This is a genomic window from Streptomyces sp. CB01635 (assembly GCF_002803065.1).
Classification (GTDB): domain Bacteria; phylum Actinomycetota; class Actinomycetes; order Streptomycetales; family Streptomycetaceae; genus Streptomyces.
Window position 1 is genome coordinate 646162 of record NZ_NNBL01000003.1, and the last position, 21777, is coordinate 667938.

The window sequence follows — 21777 nt, forward strand, 5'->3', positions numbered from 1 at the left end:
ACCTGCCGATCAGTTCGCGACGGTGGCGAGGCTGCCCGGTTCGTAGGAGCCGCCCTGGTTGTTCAGGATCACGCCGAGCCGGTTGGTCGCGTTGATCACCGCGATCAGTGAGACCAGCGCGATGGCCTGGTCCTCGTCGTAGTGCTTGCGGACCTGCGCCCACGTCTCGTCGGACACACCACGGCCGTTGTCGGCGATGCGCGTGCCTTCTTCGGTGAGCGCCAGCGCGGCGCGCTCGGCCTCGGTGAACACGGTGGAGTGGCGCCAGGCCGCGACCAGGTTCAGGCGGGCAAGGGTCTCGCCGCCGGCCGCGGCGTCCTTGCCGTGGATGTCGACGCAGAAACCGCAGCCGTTGATCTGGCTGGCGCGCAGCTGTACCAGCTCCTGGGCGGTCTTCGGCAGCGGCGATTCCTGGATCACCTGGCTGACGGCGTAGATCCGCTTGCCGATCCTGGTACCGATCTCGTTGCCGAAAAGGTTCATACGGAGTTCCATGACGGTGTCTCCTCAGTCGTGCATCGCATGCCGTGCGCATCGTTCGCGCGGCAGCCTGACAAACACGAGATGCCGCCCGACCGGATCCTGTGACAGCGCGGCGATGTGACGTAGACCACCGGTCTCGGGTGTCACAAGACGGTGAGGGGCGGCGTCTTGTGCGTGACACGGTCGTGAGAGAACAGACAGGAGCCGGCAATGAGTGAGCCCACCGAGCGATGCACCGACACGGCCGACGGCCACGCTCGCGACAGCCGCACGGACACCGCCACCCAGGCGTTCGTCGCCCATCGCAATCTGCTGTTCACCGTCGCCTACGAGATGCTCGGCTCGGCGGCCGACGCGGAGGACGCCCTGCAGGAGACGTGGCTGCGCTGGGCGGACGTCGACCTCGACACGGTGCGGGACCACCGGGCCTACCTGGTCCGCATCACCACGCGCCAGGCGCTGAGCCGACTGCGTACGCTCCGCCGCCGTAAGGAGTCCTACGTCGGCCCCTGGCTGCCCGAGCCGCTGCTCACCGCGCCGGACGTGGCGGAGGACGTCGAGCTGGCCGACAGCGTCTCGATGGCGATGCTGCTGGTACTGGAGACACTCGCGCCGACCGAACGCGCGGTGTTCGTGCTGCGCGAGGTGTTCGATCTGGGATACGACGAGATCGCGGAAGCCGTCGACAAGAGCCCGGCCGCGGTCCGCCAGATCGCACACCGGGCACGGGCCCACGTGGCGGCACGCCGGCCGCGCGAGGTCATCTCCCCGGCCGAGACGCGTGGCGTGCTCGCCGCCTTCCAGCAGGCGATCGAGACGGGCGACCTCAAGACCCTGCTCGACATGATCGCGCCGGACGTCGTGCTGCTGACCGACGGCGGCGGAGTCGTGCGGGCCGCGCTGGTGCCCGTCGTGGGCGCCGACGAGGTGGCCCAGGTGCTGGGCAGGATCGACGCCGCGATGTCCCTCGTCCCGGCACAGGTCAATGGATACCCGGCGCTCGTTCTGCGGCGCGGCAGCGACATCGACACCGTCATGGCGGTGCACATCGACAACGGCCTCATCACCGGGCTCTACGCCGTGCGCAACCCCGAGAAGCTGTCGCGCATCGACCGCGAAACCGCCGTGAGCCGCTGACCCCGTGGGGAAACTCCGGCCGCGTCGGACCGGTCGCCCGCAGGTCACGCGGGCTCGGACGCGGGTGGCCGGGTGGGGCCGGGGAGCTGGGCGGGGCGTGCGTGTTCGTACTGGTCGGCCTGGAGGCGGTACATGTGTGCGTAGCGGCTGGCGGGTTCGGCGGCGAACAGCTCGGCGTGGCTGCCCTCCTCGATCAGCCGGCCCTCGTCCAGCACGAAGATGCGGTCGACACGGCGCACCGCGGCCATGCGGTGGGTGACCAGGACGATGATGCGGTCCGGGCCTGCGAGGCCGAGGATCTGGTCGAAGGCGCGCTGCTCCGCGTCCGGGTCCAGGGCGGATGTCGGCTCGTCGACGATGACCAGGCAGGCGTCGCGGAAGTGGGCGCGGGCCAGGCCGATCTTCTGCCACTGTCCGCCGCTCAGGTCACTGGCGCCGCGGAAGTTCTTGCCCAGCAGGGTGTTCATGCCGTGAGGGAGTCCGGCGATGTCGCGGTCCGCTCCGGCGTACGCGGCGGAGGTGCGCAGGTCTTCGTCGGTGACGTCGCGGTCCGGCTGGCCGATGCGGATGTTGGCCGCGGCCGTGAAGGGCCAGCGCTCGAAGGTCTGGGTGAGCAGGCTGACGTGGCCGAAGAGCTGTCGGCGGTCGGCCTCGGAGATGTCCACGTCGTCCCAGTGGATATGGCCCTCTCCGGGTAAGTGCAGGCCGGACAGCAGGCGCACGAGGGTCGACTTGCCGGAGCCGTTGGGGCCCACGAGGGCGATGACGCTGCCGAGTTCGACGCTGAAGGAGACGCTGTCGACGGCCGGTTCGTCCCGGCCGGGGTAGCGGAAGGAGACGTTGTCGAGGCGGATGGACCGCGGGCGAGCGGGCAGGGCGAGGCCGCCCTCGGGGATCGCCAGGTCCTCGGCTTTCTTCAGGAAGTCGGTGAGGTCATGCACGTACAGGGACTGCTCGTGCAGCTGGCTCATGGTGTTCACCAGCGCACCGATGCCGGCGGAGCCCGCGTTGATGGCCATGATCGCCGTGCCGAAAACGGCGACGCTCATGCGGCCGGTCAGGCACAGCCCGATCATCACCGTGAAGGTGAGCGCGTATCCGAGCCCGGACAGCGCGGACGCGGCCAGTTCGGTACGGGCCTTGTCCTTGGCCAATCGCGCCTGTTCGCTCTCGGCCGTGTGCGCCATGATCCGGTAGTGGCGCAGCAGGAACGCGCCCACGTGGTGCACTCGCACCTCCAGGGCCGCGGTCACCGAGGTGAGGAGATTGGACAACACCCGGCTGGCCCGCAGGTGTTCGATCCAGGTCATCGTCGAGAAGTAGCGCTGCTGGGCCACGCGCATCACACCCCAGCCGCGTGGCGCGACGATCAGGAACAGCATGGGCAGCAGGGCCGGATTGAGTACGGAGAGCACACCGCCCGCGGCGACCAGCGCCAGCACGCTGTTGATCGCCGCGACGCTGGAACCGATCATGTGGCGGGCTTCGTTGGCCCCGTACTGGGCCCGGTCGATCAACTCACGGAACGTGCCGTCCTCGATCGCCGACATCTCGACCCGCTGGCATGCCGCCAAGTACTGCTCGGACGCGGCGCGTTCGACCTTGGGCTCCAGGCTCCCGGCTGCCGCGGTGGACCGGGAGGCGAGCAGCGCGTTGGCGGCCAGGACGACGGCGGTCATCACCACGGCGGGCAAGGCGTCGCGCAGACCTCGCACGTCGGTGCCGGTGGCGACGACGGCGTGCAAGGCGGCGTTCACGGCCAGCAACTTGAGTGCGGCCGCGATGCCTTGGCCCACTTCCGTCACTCCTACGGTGATCAGTGAGCGTCGATCCGTGTGCCAGGCCAGTCGCACGGTCTGCAACACAAGATGCGGCAGCGACTTCAGCGCACTCCACAGCGTGAGGTCGAGGCGGGCGTACTCGTGCTTGCTCCAGCCCGCGTCGTAGCGCAACGGCCCGCCGAACAACTCCCTCTCACTGGCCGAGACAACGGGAGCCCCCGGCTCCGGACGGCGCAACAGCCTCATCCACCTGCCCCCGTTCCGCGCGACACCCGATGCTGTTCCATGTGACCTCCTACGCCGGCGATCGGACAGATGCTCGGAGAACGGGGGCGATCTATGACTCGTAACGGTGTCGAGGGGGCGATTTGTCGCTCGAAAGTTCGAACGCGGGGAACGTGGCAGGTGGCCTCCGGCGGTGGTGCCGTCATCTCCTTTTGGCGTCACCCGTGCGGGGTTGGTTACCCATTTGAGGGATGGCGTGTCGCGCAGAGGGCCGTTCCGGCCGGATTCGAGTGTGTCGCCGGATCAGGCTCCCGAAGGTGCCGGCGGGGCGAGCACGATGTCCCGCTTGAGGATCTTGCCGGTCGCCCCCTTCGGCAGCGCGTCGACGAATCTCACGATCCGCGGGTACTTGTAGGCCGCCACCCGCTGCCGTACGTAGTCGCGCAGCTCGTCCGTCGTGGTGCCTGCGCCGGGCCGGAGCACCACCACGGCCGCCACCTCCTCGCCGCGCGCCGGATCGGGCACACCGATCACCGCCGCCTCCGCGACGTCCGGGTGCCGGTACAGGACCTCCTCGATCTCGCGCGGATAGACGTTGTACCCGCCGCGAATGACGAGGTCCTTCTTGCGGTCGACGATGAAGTAGTAGCCGTCCTCGTCGACGCGGGCGAGATCGCCGCTGTGGAACCAGCCCTCCTGGAACGCCCCCGCGGTGGTGTCCGGCCGGTTCCAGTACCCCTTCATCACGTTCTCGCCCCGGATCGCCAGCTCGCCGACCGCGCCGGGGCCGACCACGCGGCCGTCATCCCCGACGAGCCGCAACTCGACCCCTCGCACGGGAAGCCCGATGGAACCCGGCTTACGGGGCCGGTCCGGCGGGTTGAAGCAGGCCACCGGTGATGTCTCCGACAGACCGTAGCCCTCCAGCACCGTGACCCCCAGGTCTCGCTCGGCGGCATGCAGCAGTTCGACGGGCAGCGAGGCGCCGCCCGAGACGGCAAGGCGCAGCCGGGGCAGGGCCGGCCCGATGCCGGTCTGGAGCAGCGCGGTGTACATCGTGGGCACGCCCAGGAAGACGGTCGCCTCGTCGCGGCGAAGTATCTCCAGTGCCGCCGCCGCGTCGAAGCGAGGCAGGAGGGTCAGGCAGGCGCCCGCCGCGACCGCGGTGTTCATGGCGCAGGTCTGCCCGAAGGCGTGGAACAGCGGGAGCCCGCCGAACAGGACGTCGTCCGGCCCCACGCACAGCAGCGTCCGGGCCGCTGTCAGCGCGTTGCTCACCAGATTGCGGTGCGTCAGCTCGGCACCCTTGGGCGTCCCCGTCGTGCCGGAGGTGTAGAGGATCACCGCGGTGTCGTCGTCGGCGTTCACGGCCGCTCCGGTCATCGGCACGGCCAGGCGCAGCTGCGCGTCGAGGGCGACCGGGTCCGCGACCAGGCACTCCGCGCCGGCCATCGCCGCCGCCGGAACGGCCTCGCCGGAGGCGGCAGGTGCGGCCACCACGAACCGGACGGCACAGTCCTGCAGCACGAACGCCATCTCGTCCGACTTCAGCAGCGGATTCATCGGGACCACGACGGCGCCCGCGCGCAGGATGCCGTAGTACACGACGGGAAAGTGCACGACGTTGGGCAGGACCATCGCCACCCGGTCGCCCGCGCGCACGCCCCTGGTCCGCAACAGGGCCGCGAACCGGGCGGTCAGGTCGTCGAGTTCCCCGTATGTGAGGACGCTGCTGCCCTGACGGACGGCGGTCCGGTCAGCGTGGGACCGGGCCGAACGCGCCAGGAGTGCGCAGAGGTCGGACATGTGGCTGCTTACCTTTCGTCGGGGTGTGCGGGGTGTGCGGGGTGATCACATCGCGAGGCGTGACCCCACCACGCCCGCCGGTGCCGGAGCGCTCACCGCCCCAGAACTCTGCTGGCAGGGGGCGGGATTGATGAGGCGTCAGCCACAACTGCAGCAGGTGCCACGGCTGTTCGCGCTGCGGCCCGTCCTCGTCGTGCGGTGCGCAGGCGTGCAGTGCCGCGTGATTGTTGAGCAGCAGCAGGTCGCCGGGGGCGAGGTCGATGTCGAGGCGCAGCTCCGGCGATGATGCCGCCTCGTCCATCAGGTCGAAAAGCTCTCGATCGGCCGAACCCAGGCGCGGCACCTCGGGAAACCGCTGCGCCGACTCCAGACGGCCGCGGTCGTAGCGCAGGCTGAGCCTCTCCCCGTCCCGGTGGGCGAGCGGCAGCGCCTGCCAGGGGAGTTGGCCCGGAAGCTGTTCTCCGCGGCGGTCGAGGAAGTGTGTACGGCTCAGGCCGTCCAGGAGCTCGGGTCGGCGAGCCAGCACGGCATTGTGCACCGCCGCCGAACTGGCGAGTGTCGTACGCCCGCTGGAGCCGTCCGCCCGCAGGCACAGCAGCGCGAGCGCGTCGGCCGCTTCGGTGCGCGGCGACAGCGCGGCCCGTGCGTCGGGCGCGTCCCGCAGATGCCTGAGCATGTGACCGGTCGCGTCCTGCGACACCGGGATGCCCAGGTGCTGTCCCACACCCCACAGGAGGACACCGGCCGCCTCCTCGCTGTACCGCTCCACCGGGATGCCTCGTACGAGCACGAAGCCCCGGCCGTTCTCCAGCTCGTCGGCCGCACTCCGCAGCTCGCCCGCCAGGGTCGGCAGCGGGAAGTCGCCGGCCGTCACCTTCAACACAGGCGTGCCCCGGGCGCGCACCGTCCGCAGGGCCGCGTCCAGCTCGTCGAGCCGGGCCGGTGACAGGTGCAGCGCCCAGGCACGGGAGGCTGCGAGATCCCGGCCCCGCCACACGGCCGGACCGGTGCAGGGGCGGCGGGGAAGTTCTGGGGATCGACCACGCACCACATTCATCCTTTCTCCGCCGGGGAATTCCGTGAGAGGCGGGTGCCGAGACCTGGATTCACCGGCTCTTTCGCGGCCTCCATCGCCGCGATATCGACCCCTTTTCAAGGGGTCGATACTTTGCCAAGGTGTCTTCCATCGGAATTCCGTGCGCCCTTCACGGTGGTGCCACGCTAAGTCACGACCTCGGGCAACGCTTGACGTCACGGGACGAATGACTTATCAATCTGGGACACAGCCCTGGAGTGCGCCGATGAAACCGCTGGTCCGCAACGCGGCACTGAGCCGCTACATCGAGGTCAGCCAGTCCCTCGGCATCGACCCCCGTGCCCTCATGAAGCGCGTGGGCCTCGACCCCGTCGGACTCACGATTCAGGACCGCTGGATCCCCGGCGCGGCCGTCGCCGAGCTGCTCGAACTGTCGGCGGCAGCGGCGCGGCGCGAGGACTTCGGCCTGCTCCTGGCGGAGCGGCGCCGTTTCTCCAACCTTGGCCCGATCAGCCTCGTCCTGCGCGAGGAACCCGACGCGCGCAGCGCCCTCCGGCTCCTGGTGCGCCACGAGCGTATGTACAACGAGATGCTGCGCAGCAGGCTCACGGAGACGAACGGGCTCGCCACGGTGAAGGTGAGCCTCGACGGCGAGGCACGTGAGGCCCGGCAGTCCGTCGAGCTGGCCGTCGGCGTGCTCCACGGATTTCTCCGGGTGTTCCTCGGCGCCCGCTGGCAGCCGCTGTCCGTGTGCTTCTCCCACGGCGCACCCCTCGACCTCTCCGCACACCGGCGATTCTTCGGGCCCGTCGTGGAATTCGACCGGGAATTCAACGGCATCATTTTCTACGCGACCGAACTCGACACCCCCAACGCGATGTCGGACCCCCTGCTGCGCGGCTACGCCCGACAGTACTTCGACTCCATCGCGGTCTCCGAGGACACCAGCGAGCTCGATCGGGTGCGCGAGCTGATCGAGGTTCTGCTGCCGACGGGGCGCTGCTCCGTCGAACAGGTCGCCGGCAGCCTCGGCGTCGACCGCAGGACCGTCCACCGGCATCTCGCTGCGTCGGACGAGACCTTCTCCTCGCTCGTCAACGCCACGCGCACGCATCTTGCCGAGCAGCTCGTGGCGAACCCGAGCCGTTCCCTCACTGAGATCGCCGGGCTCCTCGGCTTCTCCGCGCCCAGTGCCTTCTCGCGTTGGTTCCGTGACCAATTCGGCAGCAGCGCACGCGAATGGCGCGCTCAGCGGGCCGCCACCGGCCCTGTCCAGGACTGACCACCGGCCCTGCCCTCACCCGGCCACCGGCCGTGTCCCCAACTGACAAGTCTCCTGTCACCTGTGGTGAAGCGCCGCGCGTAACCCGCTCTTAACGTGGCCGTACCGCAAGGGCCACCGCGGCTCGACAGCGCAACGCTCTTGCGCCAGCCATCAGTTGGGACGGTGTGCCCACGAAGGCCTGCCGCCCGGCGCGTCCACGTACCAGGAGATGACCATGCACTTCCTCGATGACTCCCTGCTGCCCGAGAACCAGCAGAAGCTGGTGATCCAGGCGGCCCCCTACGGCCCCGAGTGGCTCCCCGGCGACGCCGATGACCTGCCCCTCACCATGGACGAGCACGTCCAGGCCGCCGTGGACTGCTACAACGCCGGTGCCACCGTGCTCCACATTCACGTACGCGAACTTGACGGCCACGGCTCCAAGCGCATGTCGATGTTCAACGAGCTCATCGGCCGGCTGCGTGAGGCCGTCCCGGACATGGTCCTGCAGATCGGTGGTTCCATCTCGTTCGCTCCTGAGGACGAGGGCTCCGAGGCGAAGTGGCTCAGCTACGACACCCGCCACCTGCTGGCCGAACTCGACCCGCGGCCCGACCAGGTGACGATCGCCATCAACACCAGCCAGATGAACATCGTCGAGATCATGTCCGACGACGACCTCGCCGGGACCTCCATCGCCAAGCCCGACTACTACGCGGCGTACCGGGACATGGTCGTCGAGGCGGGCCCCGACTTCTACCTCGAACACCTCGAGCGTCTGCACGCGAACGACATCCAGCCGCACTTCCAGCTCGCCACCCTGGCCCAGCTGGAGACCGTCGAGCGTCTCATCCGCAGCGGCGTGTACACCGGCCCCCTGGTCCTCAACTACGTGGCCATCGGCGGCGGGTTCTCCGGGCGCCACCCGGCCGACCTCATCGAGTTCGTCCGCCGCGTTCCCGACGGCGCCGTCCTCACCATCGAGTCCTCGATGCGCGCCGTCGCCCCCATGAACGCCATCGCCATCGCCCTCGGCGTCCACGTCCGCGTGGGCAACGAGGACAACCTGTGGGCCCGCAAGGGCGAGCCCATGAGCTCCGTGCAGCAGGTCGAGCAGATGGTCAGCATCGCCGACACGCTCGGCCGCGACATCGCGAACGGCGCGGAGGCCAAGGAGATCTACCACATCGGCGAGTACTACACCGGCACCGACGAGACCCTGGCCGCGCTCGGCATGGTGCCCAACCGGCGCCCGGGCCAGCGCGGCTTCATGCTCGGCGGATCCACCCGCTGACGGCAGCCGAACAAGCCGAACAAGCCGAACAAGCCGAACAAGCCGTACACACCGCCCACACCGCACACGCTGAACAAGCCGAACGAAGAGAGCATCCCGTGGCATACGCCATCCGCTTCCACGAGACCGGCGGCCCCGAGGTCCTGCGCCGCGAAGAGGTCACCGTCGGCGTCCCCGGCCCCGGCGAGGTCCGGGTCCGGCACGAGGCCGTCGGCCTCAACTTCGCGGACACCTACTTCCGCACCGGCCTGTACCCGGCGCCGCTGCCCGCGGGAATCGGCGTCGAGGCCGCCGGTGTCGTCGAGGCCGTCGGCCAGGGCGTCACTCACGTCGGCGAGGGTGACCGCGTCACGTACACCGGCAGCCCGCTCGGCGCGTACAGCTCCGAGCGGGTCATGCCCGCCGAATCCCTGATCCGGCTCCCCGACGGCATCGACTGCGAGACCGCGGCCGCCATGACCATGCGCGGCCTCACCGCCTCGTACCTGCTGCGCCGTATCCACCCGCTGAAGCCCGGGGACACGATCCTGCTGCACGCCGCCGCGGGCGGCGTGGGGCTGATCGTCTGCCAGTGGGCGAAGCTGCTCGGCCTCACCGTCATCGGCACCGTGTCCACCGAGGAGAAGGCCGTACTCGCCCGCGCCCACGGCTGCGACCACACCATCCTGTACCGGCAGGAGAACGTCGCGGAGCGCGTGCGGGAGCTGACCGACGGGGCCGGTGTCCCGCTCGTCCTCGACAGCGTCGGCAAGGACACGGTCGCCGGGTCCATGGCCTCGCTGCGCCGCCGCGGCCTGCTGGTCTGTTTCGGCACCTCGTCCGGTGTGCCGCCGCTGGACGCGATGCAGCTGGTCCGGCACGGCTCGCTGTTCGTGACCCGGCCGGCCCTCGCCGACTACATCGCCGACCCGGCCGAGCGGGACGACCTCGCCGGGGAGCTGTTCGGCCACGTCGCCGCCGGCCGCATCGGGATCCGCGTCGACCAGCGCTTCGCCCTCGACGACGCCGTGACCGCGCACCGCACGCTGGAGGCGGGCCGCACCACGGGCTCGTCCGTCCTCGTCCCCTGAGCCACCAGTCCCCCGTACTCCCTTGGAGAGCACCCATGCCCCGGACCGCTGCCCGCACCCGGATCCAGGTCGAACCGCTGACCTGCACCATCGGCGCCGAACTGCACGGCGTCCAGCTAGGCGACGCCGTCCATGACGACGCGCTCTTCGCCAAGATCAAGGAACTGCTGCTCCGCCACAAGGTGTTGTTCCTGCGCGACCAGGACATGAGCCGCGACGAGCACGTCGCGTTCGCCTCCCGGCTCGGCCCGCTGGAGGACCACCCGGTCCTCGGCAGCGACCCCGACCACCCGGGCCTCGTCCGCATCTACAAGGACCTGGACAGCAAGCCCGAGCACTACGAGAACGCCCTGCACTGCGACGCGACCTGGCGCGACCGCCCGCCCATGGGCGCCCTGCTCCGCTGTGTCGAGACGCCCGAGGTCGGCGGCGACACGATCTGGGTCAACATGGCCGAGGCGTACCGCAGGCTCCCCGAGCACATCCGCACCCAGATCGACGGGCTGCGCGCCCGGCACAGCATCGAGGCGAGCTTCGGCGCGGTCATGCCGACGGAACAGCGCCACCAGCTCAAGGCCCGCTACCCGGACGCCGAGCACCCGGTCGTGCGCACCCACCCCGAGACCGGCGAGAAGATCCTCTTCGTCAACTCGTTCACCACCCACTTCGTCAACTACCACACGCCCGAGAACGTACGGTTCGGCCAGGACCACGCGCCCGGCGCGAGTCACCTGCTCAACTACCTCACGAGCCAGGCGGCCGTCCCCGAGTACCAGGTCCGCTGGCGTTGGACCCCGAACAGCGTCGCCCTCTGGGACAACCGCTCCACCCAGCACTACGCGGTCCAGGACTACTGGCCCGCCGTCCGCAAGATGGAGCGCGCCGGCATCGCCGGTGACAGGCCCTGCTGAGCCGATGACCCGTCGCTACGCGTGGCTGGTGTTCGCCCTCAGTTTTGGGCTGTTGCTGTCCGACTACATGTCGCGGCAGGTACTGAACGCGGTGTTCCCGCTCCTGAAGGCCGAATGGCTGCTCTCCGACACCCAGTTGGGGTCGCTGAGCGGCATCGTCGCCCTCATGGTCGGCCTGCTGACCTTTCCGCTGTCGCTGCTCGCGGACCGCTGGGGCCGGGTCAGGAGCCTGGTCCTCGCGGCGGTGGTGTGGAGCGTGGCCACCCTGGGTTGCGCCGTCTCCGCGAGCTACGGCGAGATGTTCTTCGGCCGCTTCATGGTGGGCGTCGGCGAGGCGGCGTACGGGAGTGTGGGCATCGCGGTGGTGCTGAGCGTCTTCCCGGTGGGTCTGCGGGCCACGCTGTCGGGCGCCTTCATCGCGGGCGGCGCCTTCGGCTCCGTACTCGGTGTGTCGATCGGCGGTGTGGTGGCCCAACACCTGGGCTGGCGCTGGACGTTCGCCGTCATGGGACTGTTCGGGCTGGTCCTGGCCGCGGTCTACGCCGTCGTCGTGACCGAGCGGAGACTGGCGCCGGCCGACCGCGGCACCGGCCACGCACCGGGTACGGGAGGCCAGGTACGGACGTTGCTGCCCCGGCTGTTCTCGTCGGTGTCCGTGCTGTGCGCCTATGTCGGCAGCGGCCTGCAGATGTTCATCGCGATGGCGCTGATGGCCTGGATGCCCAGCTTCCTCGACCGCTACTACGGCCTGCCGCCCGCCAAGGCCGGACTCGCCGCCGGAGGCTTCGCGCTGATCACCGGGATCGGCATGATAGGCGGCGGCATCGTCAGCGACCGGCTGGGCCGGAGGAACCCCCACCTCAAGTGGACGGTCGCCATCGTGTGCAGCGCCGGCTCGCTGGTCCTGCTCGCCGGCGGGTTCCAACTCCCGTCCGGCGTACCGCAACTCCTCGTCATCGGCGCCGGGACGCTGCTGTGCAACGCAACAGCGGGACCCGCCGCCGCCATGGTGGCGAGCCTGACCCCGGCCGCCGTCGCGGCGACGGCCATGGCCACGCTCACCCTCGCCAACAGTCTGCTGGGCCTCGCGCCGGGCCCCGCGGTGACCGGCATGCTCGCCGACCGCCTGGGTCTGGACGGCGCACTCCGCCTCGTCCCGCTCATCGCCATCGTGGCGAGTCTGGCCTTCGCCCTCGGCAGACGCCACTACGACAAGGGCCTTGTCTCGGCATCGGCCCCGGCCCCGGCCCTCGAAAAGACGGAGATCTCCCTATGAACCCCGTTCCCGCGCCCACGGTCGTGCTCGTGCCCGGCCTGCGCGACCACGTCCCCGACCACTGGCAGACGGCCCTCGCCGCCCGCCTCCCCGGTTCGGTGACCGTGCCGCCCCTGACGGACCTCAGGCTGAGCTGCGACGCGCAGGTCACCGCTCTCAACGAGGTGGTGTCGGGCATCGAGGGACCGGTCGTGCTCGTCGCGCACAGCGCCGGCGTGCTCACCACCGTCCACTGGGCGGCCCGGCACACCCACCCGGTGCATGGCGCCCTCCTCGCGACGCCGCCCGACTTCGAATCCCCGCTGCCGGACGGCTACCCCGGACCGCAGGCCCTGCGTGAGAACGGCTGGCTCCCGACGCCGAGCGCCACACTGCCGTTCCCCAGCGTCGTCGCGGCGAGCACGAACGACCCCCTGGCCCGCTTCGACCGGGTCGCCGCACTGGCCGACGCGTGGGGCAGCCGTCTGGTGGACCTCGGCCCGGTGGGACACCTCAACCCCGCCTCCGGGTACGGCGAGTGGCCCCGCGCCCTGGAATTCCTCCAGGCCTTCGGCTGCCGTACGACTTCGAAGCCGAAGGCGTCGGCATGAGCGCCCGGAACTCCAACGTCACCGAATTCCTGGGCTGGTTGGCGCAGGAGCGCGGACTGTCGTTCACCGACTACGCCGAGCTGTGGCGGTGGAGCACCGACGACCTGCTCGGCTTCTGGTCGGCCGTGTGGGAGTTCTACGGCCTCGACACGGTCAGCGACTACGACGAGGTGCTCGCCGACGCGAGGATGCCCGGTGCGACCTGGTTCACCGGAGCACGCCTCAACTTCGCGCAGCAGTGCCTCGCCCGTGCCACCGACGAACGCCCCGCGCTCATCGCCGTGTCCGAGACCGGCGACGCCGTGGAGATCTCCTGGGACCGGCTCACCCAGGAAGTGGCGGGCACGGCCGCGGCCCTGCGCGAGATGGGCGTCGGCCCCGGTGACTGCGTCGCCGGGTACCTGCCGAACATCCCGCAGGCCGTGGTCGCCCTCCTGGCCACCGCCGCCGTCGGCGCGACCTGGACGGTCTGCTCTCCGGAATTCGGCACGCCCAGTGTCCTCGCGCGGCTGCGCCAGGCCCGGCCGACGGTCCTGGTCGCCGCGGACGGCTACGCCCACGGCGGCAAGGAGTACGACCGGCGCCCGCACATCGCCGAGATCCTGGACGGCCTGCCGACGGTCCGCCACCTCGTCGCCGTCGACCGCCTGCACGCGTCCGCCGGTGGACCGGCATCGTCACGGCGGCCGGACGTGACACAGCACACCTGGTCCGACCTGGCCGACCGCGAAGCCCAACTCACGTACGCCGACGTCGCGTTCGACCATCCCTTGTGGATCCTCTGGTCTTCGGGCACCACCGGCGTCCCGAAGGGAATCGTTCACGGCCACGGCGGCATCGTCGTCGAACTGCTCAAGGCACTCGGGCTCGGCGTGGACCTGCGCGCCGACGACCGCTACCTCTTCCACACCTCCACCAGCTGGATGGTGTGGAACTTCATGGTCGGCGGCCTCCTGCACGGCAGCACGCTCGTCCTCTACGACGGCAGCCCCACCCACCCCGACGTCGACGGCCTCTGGCGGATCGCCGAACGCACCCGCGCCACGACGGTCGGCGTCGGCGCCGCCTACCTGATCGCCGCGGAGAAGGCGGGCGCCCACCCGGCCGCCGCCACGGACCTCGGAGCCCTGCGGACCGTCCTGCAGACCGGCTCGGCGATGCCCGACAGCACCTGGCGCTGGGTACACGACCGGCTCGCCCCGAAGGCCCGACTCCAGTCGATCTGCGGCGGCACCGACATCTGCTCGGTGCTCGCCGGCGACTCCCCGCTGCTGCCGGTGCGCACGGGCCGGATCTCCGGCCCCTCGCTGGGTGTCGCCCTCGCCTCCTGGGACGCCACGGGGCGGCCGCTCGTGGGAGAGCAGGGCGAACTCGTGGTTACGGCGCCTCTGCCGTCGATGCCGCTCCGCTTCGTCGACGACCCCGACCACGAGCGCTACAGGAGCAGCTACTTCGACGTCTACCCCGGCGTGTGGCGGCACGGCGACTGGGTCACCATGAACCCCGACCTGTCCGTCGTCGTGGCCGGCCGCTCCGACTCCACGCTCAACCGCATGGGCGTGCGCATGGGGTCCGCCGACCTCTACGCCGTCGTCGAACGGCTTCCGCGGATCGCGGACAGCCTCGTCATCGGCGCCGAACTGGCTGACGGCCGCTACTACATGCCGCTGTTCGTCGTGCCCGCGGACGGCGAGCGGTTCGACGACGCCCTGCGTGCCGAGATCGTCGGCGCGATCAGGCACAGCCTGTCACCCCGGCACGTCCCCGACGACGTCGTCCCCATCGAGGCCGTGCCCCGCACCCTCACGGGCAAGAAGCTGGAGGTCCCCGTCAAGCGCATCCTCCAGGGCACCCGCGTCAGCGAGGTCAGCGCGGAAGGGGCTGTGACCCGGCCCGACATGCTCGCCTGGTTCGCGGAATTCGCGGCCGGCCTGGGACAGCCCTGAGGACGTACGGCAGTGAGGCGCCTGACGGGCACAACCTGGTCAGGCGACTTCGCCCCGTACGGAGAACTCCCGGCGGGCGTGACGTGCGATCGCGTGATGCCTGCGCCACGTACTCAACGGAAAGGCGACCGCCGGACGCACAGGATCGCGACGTCGTCGTGCTGACCTCGCTCCCCGGCGAACGCGCTCGCGTCGTCGTAGAGGGCGTGTGGCAGGTCGGTGGGGGAGAGGGACACCCGCTCGGAGAGGCGTTCGGTGACGGGGTAGAACGTGCCGTCGGCGCCGCGGGTCTCGGTGAGCCCGTCGGTGGTCAGCAGCAGTGTCGCCCCGGCCGGGAAGGCGAACCAGTCGACGGTCACCGGTTCGGTGGCGAGTTCGGCGAGACCGAGGGGAACGCCGGAGTCGAGGGCCGGCGTGCTGATGGTGGCGTTGTGCAGCAAGTGGGGTGCGATGTGTCCGCAGTTGATGACTTGTACCTCGTCGTGCGCGTCGACGTTGAGGATGAGCGCGGTGACGAACCGTTCGTCGTCGCCGGTCCGTGCGGCGTAGGAGTTGTGCCGTACGACAGAGGCATCGAGGGCGTCGACGAGCGCGGTCAGGGTCGGCTCCCGGTGGGCCGCCTCCCGGAATGCGCCGATGACCGCGAACGCGGCACCGACCGCGGGCAGGCCCTTGCCCTGGACATCGCCGATCAGAACCCGGGTTCCCCAGGGAGACTCGACGACGTCGTAGATGTCGCCGCCGACCAGCCGGTCCTCCTGGACGGGCTCGTACGCGCCGTCGACCAGGACGTCGTCGGTGAGCAGAGGCAGCGGGCGCAGGATGTGACGCTGCATCGCCGCAGCGGTGGAGCGCAGCCGCAGCATCTCGTCCTCGCGGCGGATACGACGGTGGCAGGCGTAGACGGAGGCCGCGCCCAGGGCGAGGGTGAGCAGCATCATGAGGCTCCTGTCGAGCCACGACCGCCCGTCGCCGTGCCGGAGCAGCACGATGACGACGACCACGAGCGCGATCCACGCGGCCACGAACTTCGTCTGGCGCACGGTGCACAGCGCGGACGCCGCCGCCGGCAGGAAAACAAGGAGCCCGAGAAGCCACACCGGGGAATCGGACAGGGCACCGAGGACCAGCACCAAGAGGGTTACCAACGCAACGCCGATCACCACCTCGACGTTGCGCGGAGGTTCGATGCTCTCGACGGGGCGCGCGAAACGCTTCGGATGGTTTTGCGGCACGGAACCTCCCGGGCAGGTGGTGTACTCCCCGTACGTTAGGCAGGCCCGGACGTGGGTGAGCCGCGCCCCGCCGGACGATGCCCCCGTGCGGTGAACGGCGTGACCAGCGATCCAGGACCCGGGATCCGGGTGGGCGGGCCGTGCGAGGCACACCCTCGGTCCGGGCGATTCAAGCGCGTCCACAACAGGTTCTGGGAAAGGCGACTTCCTGAGAGTGGGGTAATGTGCCGCCGCGAAGAATCCGCCCGAGCCGCGCCGAGGCCGGACACGGTGGCCGTCCGAGGGGGAGCTGGATGCTGCAGTCATTGGGGCTGGGCCCGACCGAAGAGGCCGTCTACACCGCACTGCTGGCCCGCCCGACCGCCTCCGCGCAGGACCTTGTCCGGCAGACGGGACTTGACGAGGCCGAGACCACCCGCATCCTGCTCGACCTGACGACACGTGGTCTGGCCGCGGTCGCCACCGAGGCCAGGAGCGGCGTGTCCGGCCCGTCCGACCGCGACGCAGGCAGCCGGCCCGCCCGCTACCGGCTCACACCGCCCTCAGTGGCCCTGGCCCCGATACTCGTCGAGCAGCGCAACGCACTGCACCGGGCCGAGACGGCGTTCTCGATGCTGACCGAGCAGTACCGCAGTACCGCCGCGCACCCCGCGGGCAGTGTCGTGGAGGTGGTCGTCGGCGTGGAACAGGTGGCACACCGGTTCCACCAACTGCAGCGCGGCGCCCAGCGGGAGCTGCTCGTCTTCCTCGTCGGCGCTCCCACCGCGGTGCCGCGCGACGACGCCGACCTGTCGGAGAGTTCCGCCCTGGACCGCGGAGTCGATTTCCGTGTCGTGGCTGCCAAGGACTATCTCGACGGTCCCGACGTGGCGCGGGACGTGAAGGCCGGCATCGCCGCGGGCGTCGAGATGCGCCTCGCCGACTCGGTGCCGCTGAAGATGGTCGTGTCGGACCGGGAGCGTGCCATGGTGCCCCTCGACATGACGGACTCCGGCGGTGAGCCGAGCGCCATCGTGGTGCACCGCAGCGGTCTGCTGACCGCCCTGGTCCAACTCTTCGAGAGGGAATGGGCCGGGGCCCGGCCTCTGTACGCCACCACCACGGGGGTACGCGCGCAGCCGACCACCGACCAGCAGCCGACCGAGGGGGAACTGGAGGTCCTCGCCCTCCTGCTGGCAGGGGTCTCCGACCGGCGTGCGGCCTCTCAACTCGGCCTCTCCATACGCACCGTGGAGCGGCGGACGCGCCGTCTCATGGACCTCGCGGGCGCTGACTCGCGCCTGCAACTGGGGTGGCACGCGGCACGCGCGGGCTGGCTCTGACGTCCTGACCGGCCCTGAGAGCCCCTCCTCGACGACCTCGAACCGGCCGAGGCTGCGGCGTGCGGCCCGGGTTTCCACGGTGCTGAGGAACCTCTGGACGGGACCGCGTGTCGGAAAACCGACATGCGGGAAACCCGTCACGCGCGGCATCACTCCACGTTCCGGATGTCTGCCAGGCTGCAGCGGCAGCACGGCATGTTCACGGTTTCGAGTGGGGAGATCCATGCGCTCCATAACGCGTATAGCCATGGGCGCGGCTACCGCCGCCGCCCTGGCCGTCACGGCGGTCGCGCCTTCCGGGGCGGCGGATACGCCGCCTGACGGCGCCTCGGGGAAGAGACCCGTCATCGGCAGCGGGGCCGGGGCGACGGGCGGCAAGCAGACGACGGTCACGCTCGTCACCGGCGACAAGGTGGTGGTGACCACCGACAGGTCGGGCCACAGCTCCGCGGCCGTGCTGCCCCGCGAGGACGGCACGCAGCCGATGGTGCAGACGTACCGGACGGGCAAGGACCTCTACGTCTACCCCGAAGACGCCTCCGCGGCGATCGCCGAGGGCACGGTCGACGAGCAACTGTTCAACGTCACCGGGCTCATCCGCCAGGGATACGACGACGCGCACACCGACACGCTGCCGCTCATCGCCACCTACCGGAACAGTGTGGACGTCGCGAAGAGCGCGCCGGCGGCCCCTCGGGGTTCCGAGCGGGGCCTGAGCCTCCCGGCGGTGGGCGGCGTCGCGCTCAAGGCGGGCAAGGACACCGCCGCCACGTTCTGGCGGGACATCACCGACACCCGCTCGCGTGCTGCCTCCCCGCTGAAGAAGCTGTGGCTGGACGGCAAGGCCGAGGCCACGCTGGACCGTTCCACCGCGCAGGTGCACGCGCCGGAGGCCTGGGCAGCCGGCTACGACGGCAAGGGCACCAAGGTCGCCGTGCTGGACACCGGAGCGGACGCCGAGCACCCGGACCTGGCGAGCCGGGTATCCGCGTCCAAGAACTTCACGGACTCCAAGACCACCGACGACAAGGTGGGCCACGGCACCCACACCGCCTCCACGGTCGGCGGGTCCGGAGCGGCCAGTGAGGGCCGCAAGAAGGGCGTCGCCCCGGGTACCTCCCTGCTCATCGGGAAGGTCCTCAACGACCAGGGCTACGGTCAGGACTCCTGGATCATCGCCGGTATGCAGTGGGCCGTAGACCAGAAGGCCGACGTCGTCTCCATGAGCCTGGGCAACCCCACGATCGGCGACTGCGCAGACCCGATGGCCCAGGCCACGCAGCAGCTCTCGCAGAACACTCACACCCTGTTCGTCGTCGCCGCCGGCAACGCCGGGCCGGTCACCGAGACCGTCTCCTCGCCGGGCTGCGTGCCCGGCGTGCTGACCGTCGGTGCCGTCGACCGGGACGACACCACCGCGCCGTTCTCCAGCCGCGGTCCCGTGGCCGTCACCCGCACCCTCAAGCCCGAGATCGCCGCCCCCGGCGTCGACATCTCGGCGGCCAGCGCGGGCGGCCGCGGCGTCTACGCCTACCGCACGATGTCCGGCACCTCCATGGCCACCCCGCATGTCGCGGGCGCCGCGGCCGTCGTCCGTCAGGCCCACCCGGACTGGACCGCGCAGCAGATCAAGGCCGCCCTGATCTCCTCCGCCCGCACCGCGGGCAAGGTCGCCGGCGCCGACCAGACCGGCGGTGGCGTCCTCGACGTGTTCGGCGCGGTGAACCAGAAGGTGCTCTCCGCGCCCGCCGTCCAGGCCGGCAGCTTCAACTGGCCGCAGGACGCCTCGGACCGCACCACCGTGCAGGTGCCCTTCACCAACACCGGCCAGAGGGACCTCACCCTGAGCCTGAAGGTCAGCGGTGTGCACGGCAACGACGGCAGCGAGGTCCGCTCCGGCATCGTCAGGCCGGCTGAGGGCAAGGTGAAGGTCCCCGCGGGCGCCACCGCTCAGGTGCCACTACGGATCGATCCCACCGCCCGTCTGACGGACGCCCAGTACGGTGCGATCACCGGCCGGATCCTCGCCACCGGCGGCGATGTGCATGTCTCCGTGCCCGTCACGCTCTACGTCCAGCCGCAGACGGTCGCGCTCCGGGTGAAGGTCATCGACCGTGACGGCAAGCCGGCCACCGGTTCCTCCTCCCTGGACCTCGTCAGCCTCGACACCGACAGGGGCGAGCGCCGCAACAACAGCGGTGCGACCGACCAGACGTACAGCGTGCGCCCGGGCGACTACTCCCTCAGCAGCTTCGTGACGACGTACGGCGCGGACAACGCGCTCGAGTCGGCGAGCTACCTTGCGAACCCGCAGCTGCGGATCACCCGTGACACCACCGTCGTCCTCGACGCCCGCAAGGCCCACCAGGTGAGCGTGCACACGGACCGTCCCTCGACGGTGACCAACACGACGCTCAGCTACACCCGCACGTGGGACGACACCTGGGAGATATCCGGGGCGCTCGTGGCCGACAGCACGGTCCAGAAGTTCTACGCGGACATCGACGGACGTGCCGGGAACGGCACCTTCGAGTTCCGGCCCACCTGGCGCGCCTCCGGCTCCGAGGACGGCTCGCCGTACGTGTACAACCTGTCGTTCCCGACCCGGGGTCCGCTGCACTCCGACCAGGTCCACCGGCCCAAGGACGCCAAGCTGGCCCAGGTCGCCGAAACGTGGCACGCCATGGGCAAGGAGGCCGACTACCTCGACGCGTTGTTCATACGCCCCGCCGGGAGCAGCGGCTCATACCTCCCGGTGAGCGCGTTCGCCACGTTCCACGTGCCCGGTACCCGCACCGCCTACTACACGACCGGCGACGACGCCTGGTACCACGGTGCGATGACCAGCTTCCCGTTCGCCGCGTTCATGGGCGACCAGGAGCGCAGCTACCGGGCGGGGGAGCGGCGTGCCGAGAAGTGGTACGGCGGCGCCCTGCGTCCTGGCGCGGCGCGCGACGCCGACGGCAAGCTGATGCTGGCCGCCGAGCGGCAGGGCGACCTGATGGGCTTCCAGAACGCACTCTGGGTGGACGGATCGGGCGACCACTGGTCCTACGGCGGGTCGTTCGGCGACCTGGGCAACCTGGAGCTGAAGCGCAACGGTGAGCGGATCGGCGGCAGTTATGATCCGTACGGCGTGTTCCAGGTGCCGGACGAGGACTCCGCGTACGAGCTCACCCAGAAGCTGGAGAAGATCTTTTCCGCGGACCGGAACTGGCTGCGCTCCACCGCTGTCACCACCACGTGGAGCTTCCGCTCCCACCGGGAGCCGGACGTCTACTCGCGCGGCCTGCCGATCCTCTCCCCGGTGTACGACCTGCCGGTGGACGGCATGAACACCCTTCCCGCGAAGAGCGGCATCAAGGTCGGTCTGTCGGTCGAGGGACACGCCGGGTACACCCCGGGCGCGATCACAAAGGCCTCGCTCTCCTACTCCTACGACGGCGGCACCACCTGGATCCAGGCGCCGACCCAGAAGAGGGACGGCAAGTGGACGGCCGTCCTCGACCACACCGGTGCCACCGGCAAGCAGGTCATGACGAAGGCCGAGTTCACCGACGCCAACGGCAACGCGGTCACCCAGAGCATCACCCGCGCCTACGACGTTCGCTGACCCCGCGGCCTCCCGCCGGACAGCCGTACTGCTCGTGTGATCCGTACGGATAGCCGCGGGGCGCGCCGAGAAGGGCGCCTGACAGGTAGATGCCTGTCAGGCGCCCTTCTTCGCCCATGGACATGGACATGGACAGATCTCAGTAGCCGCGCCAGACGTTGTCGAACGCCGCGTCCTCGATCGCCCTCCGCTGGCGTACGGCCTGCAGCTCCTGAACGGCGTTCCCGACGGCGGCCAGCACCGCCGCGACCGGGTCCCCGGCGAGCTCGGGGGCGTCACCGGCCGGCTCGTCCCGGATTCCGGCGGCGGCCGCCAGGGCGACGAGTACGGGTTCGCCCGCAGCCCAGCGCTCCTCGGTCCGGCCCCGCTCCGCCGAGTCGACCGGCTCCGTCCGCCCGCTCCGCAGTGGATTCCGATGGCCCCGCGGCCGGGCCGTCAGCCCCTCCCGCTCCAGCTCGTCGACGTAGGCCGAGGACAGCCCGCGCCCCCGGCGCCACAGCCAGTCCTCGACCGACTCGTACGGCTCCTGCCGCACGAGAGCGGCGGCGGCTTCGTCCAGCAGGCGGTCCCCGGTGGTCGCCTGGGCGCTGGGCAGGATGCGGTCGCCGTCCACGATCAGCGCCTTGGCCTCGATGAGGTCGAACACCTCGGCCCCCGCGAGGGCCAGCGACAGCTCGCCCTGCTCCACGGGGTGGTCGGGTGTCTCAGCCAGGGCAACGATCGCGAGGTCCCGTGCGGTGGTCATGAGCGGCTCCACGTCAGTCGGCCGAGTGCGGGGCGGGAGCGCA

General features: G+C 70.5%; 16 protein-coding genes. 10 read left to right on the top strand and 6 right to left on the bottom strand.

The features are described 5' to 3' along the window. Nucleotides 1-9: 9 nt before the first annotated feature. Nucleotides 10-495, bottom strand: coding sequence for a carboxymuconolactone decarboxylase family protein (locus CG723_RS11085; RefSeq protein ID WP_100593103.1), 486 nt, complete (start codon nt 493-495; stop codon nt 10-12). 198 nt (nt 496-693) lie between these two features. On the opposite strand from CG723_RS11085, the gene CG723_RS11090 reads away from it, so the two are divergent. Continuing rightward, nucleotides 694-1620: an RNA polymerase sigma-70 factor gene (locus CG723_RS11090; protein WP_100593104.1), complete on the top strand. Its 927-nt coding sequence runs from the start codon at nt 694-696 to the stop codon at nt 1618-1620. Nucleotides 1621-1664: 44 nt separating this feature from the next. Here the strand turns inward: CG723_RS11090 and CG723_RS11095 are convergent, their stop codons facing one another. The 3 genes from CG723_RS11095 to CG723_RS11105 form a co-directional block, all read right to left on the bottom strand. Then, a complete protein-coding gene (locus CG723_RS11095; protein ID WP_100593105.1) occupies nt 1665-3647 on the bottom strand; it encodes an ABC transporter ATP-binding protein in 1983 nt (660 codons plus the stop codon). 282 nt (nt 3648-3929) lie between these two features. Beyond that, entirely contained in the window at nt 3930-5432 is a 1503-nt protein-coding gene (locus tag CG723_RS11100) for a long-chain-fatty-acid--CoA ligase (protein WP_100593106.1), read from the bottom strand. Then, a complete protein-coding gene (locus CG723_RS11105; RefSeq protein ID WP_159032428.1) occupies nt 5383-6480 on the bottom strand; it encodes a TauD/TfdA family dioxygenase in 1098 nt (365 codons plus the stop codon). Before CG723_RS11105 ends, CG723_RS11100 begins: the two co-directional genes overlap by 50 nt. Before the next feature lie 253 nt (nt 6481-6733). Between CG723_RS11105 and CG723_RS11110 the strand changes: the two genes are divergently transcribed. From CG723_RS11110 to CG723_RS11140, 7 genes are all read left to right on the top strand, one after another. Beyond that, nucleotides 6734-7750: an AraC family transcriptional regulator gene (locus CG723_RS11110; protein WP_100593108.1), complete on the top strand. Its 1017-nt coding sequence runs from the start codon at nt 6734-6736 to the stop codon at nt 7748-7750. 217 nt (nt 7751-7967) lie between these two features. Continuing rightward, a complete protein-coding gene (locus tag CG723_RS11115; RefSeq protein WP_100593812.1) occupies nt 7968-9026 on the top strand; it encodes a 3-keto-5-aminohexanoate cleavage protein in 1059 nt (352 codons plus the stop codon). A 98-nt stretch (nt 9027-9124) separates the two neighbouring features. After that, entirely contained in the window at nt 9125-10096 is a 972-nt protein-coding gene (locus CG723_RS11120) for a quinone oxidoreductase family protein (protein ID WP_100593109.1), read from the top strand. A 35-nt stretch (nt 10097-10131) separates the two neighbouring features. Continuing rightward, on the top strand, nt 10132-11007 hold the full coding sequence (locus CG723_RS11125) for a TauD/TfdA dioxygenase family protein (RefSeq protein ID WP_100593110.1): 876 nt from the start codon (nt 10132-10134) through the stop codon (nt 11005-11007). Nucleotides 11008-11011: 4 nt separating this feature from the next. Next, nucleotides 11012-12283 (top strand): MFS transporter, encoded by a 1272-nt coding sequence (locus CG723_RS11130; RefSeq protein ID WP_100593111.1) that lies wholly within the window; start codon nt 11012-11014, stop codon nt 12281-12283. Continuing rightward, the gene (locus CG723_RS11135) at nt 12280-12873 is read left to right on the top strand and encodes an RBBP9/YdeN family alpha/beta hydrolase (RefSeq protein ID WP_100593112.1); all 594 of its coding nucleotides are present in this window, start codon (nt 12280-12282) and stop codon (nt 12871-12873) included. The genes CG723_RS11130 and CG723_RS11135 overlap by 4 nt, the downstream gene beginning before the upstream one ends. Continuing rightward, nucleotides 12870-14819: an acetoacetate--CoA ligase gene (locus CG723_RS11140; RefSeq protein WP_100593113.1), complete on the top strand. Its 1950-nt coding sequence runs from the start codon at nt 12870-12872 to the stop codon at nt 14817-14819. Before CG723_RS11135 ends, CG723_RS11140 begins: the two co-directional genes overlap by 4 nt. Before the next feature lie 113 nt (nt 14820-14932). On the opposite strand, the gene CG723_RS11145 is transcribed toward CG723_RS11140, so the two are convergent. Next, nucleotides 14933-16054 (bottom strand): PP2C family protein-serine/threonine phosphatase, encoded by a 1122-nt coding sequence (locus tag CG723_RS11145; protein ID WP_100593114.1) that lies wholly within the window; start codon nt 16052-16054, stop codon nt 14933-14935. 293 nt (nt 16055-16347) lie between these two features. On the opposite strand from CG723_RS11145, the gene CG723_RS11150 reads away from it, so the two are divergent. Continuing rightward, nucleotides 16348-17376 carry a helix-turn-helix domain-containing protein gene (locus CG723_RS11150; protein WP_100593115.1) on the top strand — a complete coding sequence of 343 codons (1029 nt, stop codon included), beginning with the start codon at nt 16348-16350 and terminating at the stop codon, nt 17374-17376. A 223-nt stretch (nt 17377-17599) separates the two neighbouring features. Further along, nucleotides 17600-20989, top strand: a complete 3390-nt coding sequence (locus CG723_RS11155) for a S8 family peptidase (protein WP_100593116.1) — start codon at nt 17600-17602, stop codon at nt 20987-20989. Nucleotides 20990-21128: 139 nt separating this feature from the next. On the opposite strand, the gene CG723_RS11160 is transcribed toward CG723_RS11155, so the two are convergent. Continuing rightward, complete coding sequence (locus CG723_RS11160; RefSeq protein WP_100593117.1) at nt 21129-21734, bottom strand: GPP34 family phosphoprotein; 606 nt, start codon at nt 21732-21734, stop codon at nt 21129-21131. Nucleotides 21735-21777: the final 43 nt, after the last annotated feature.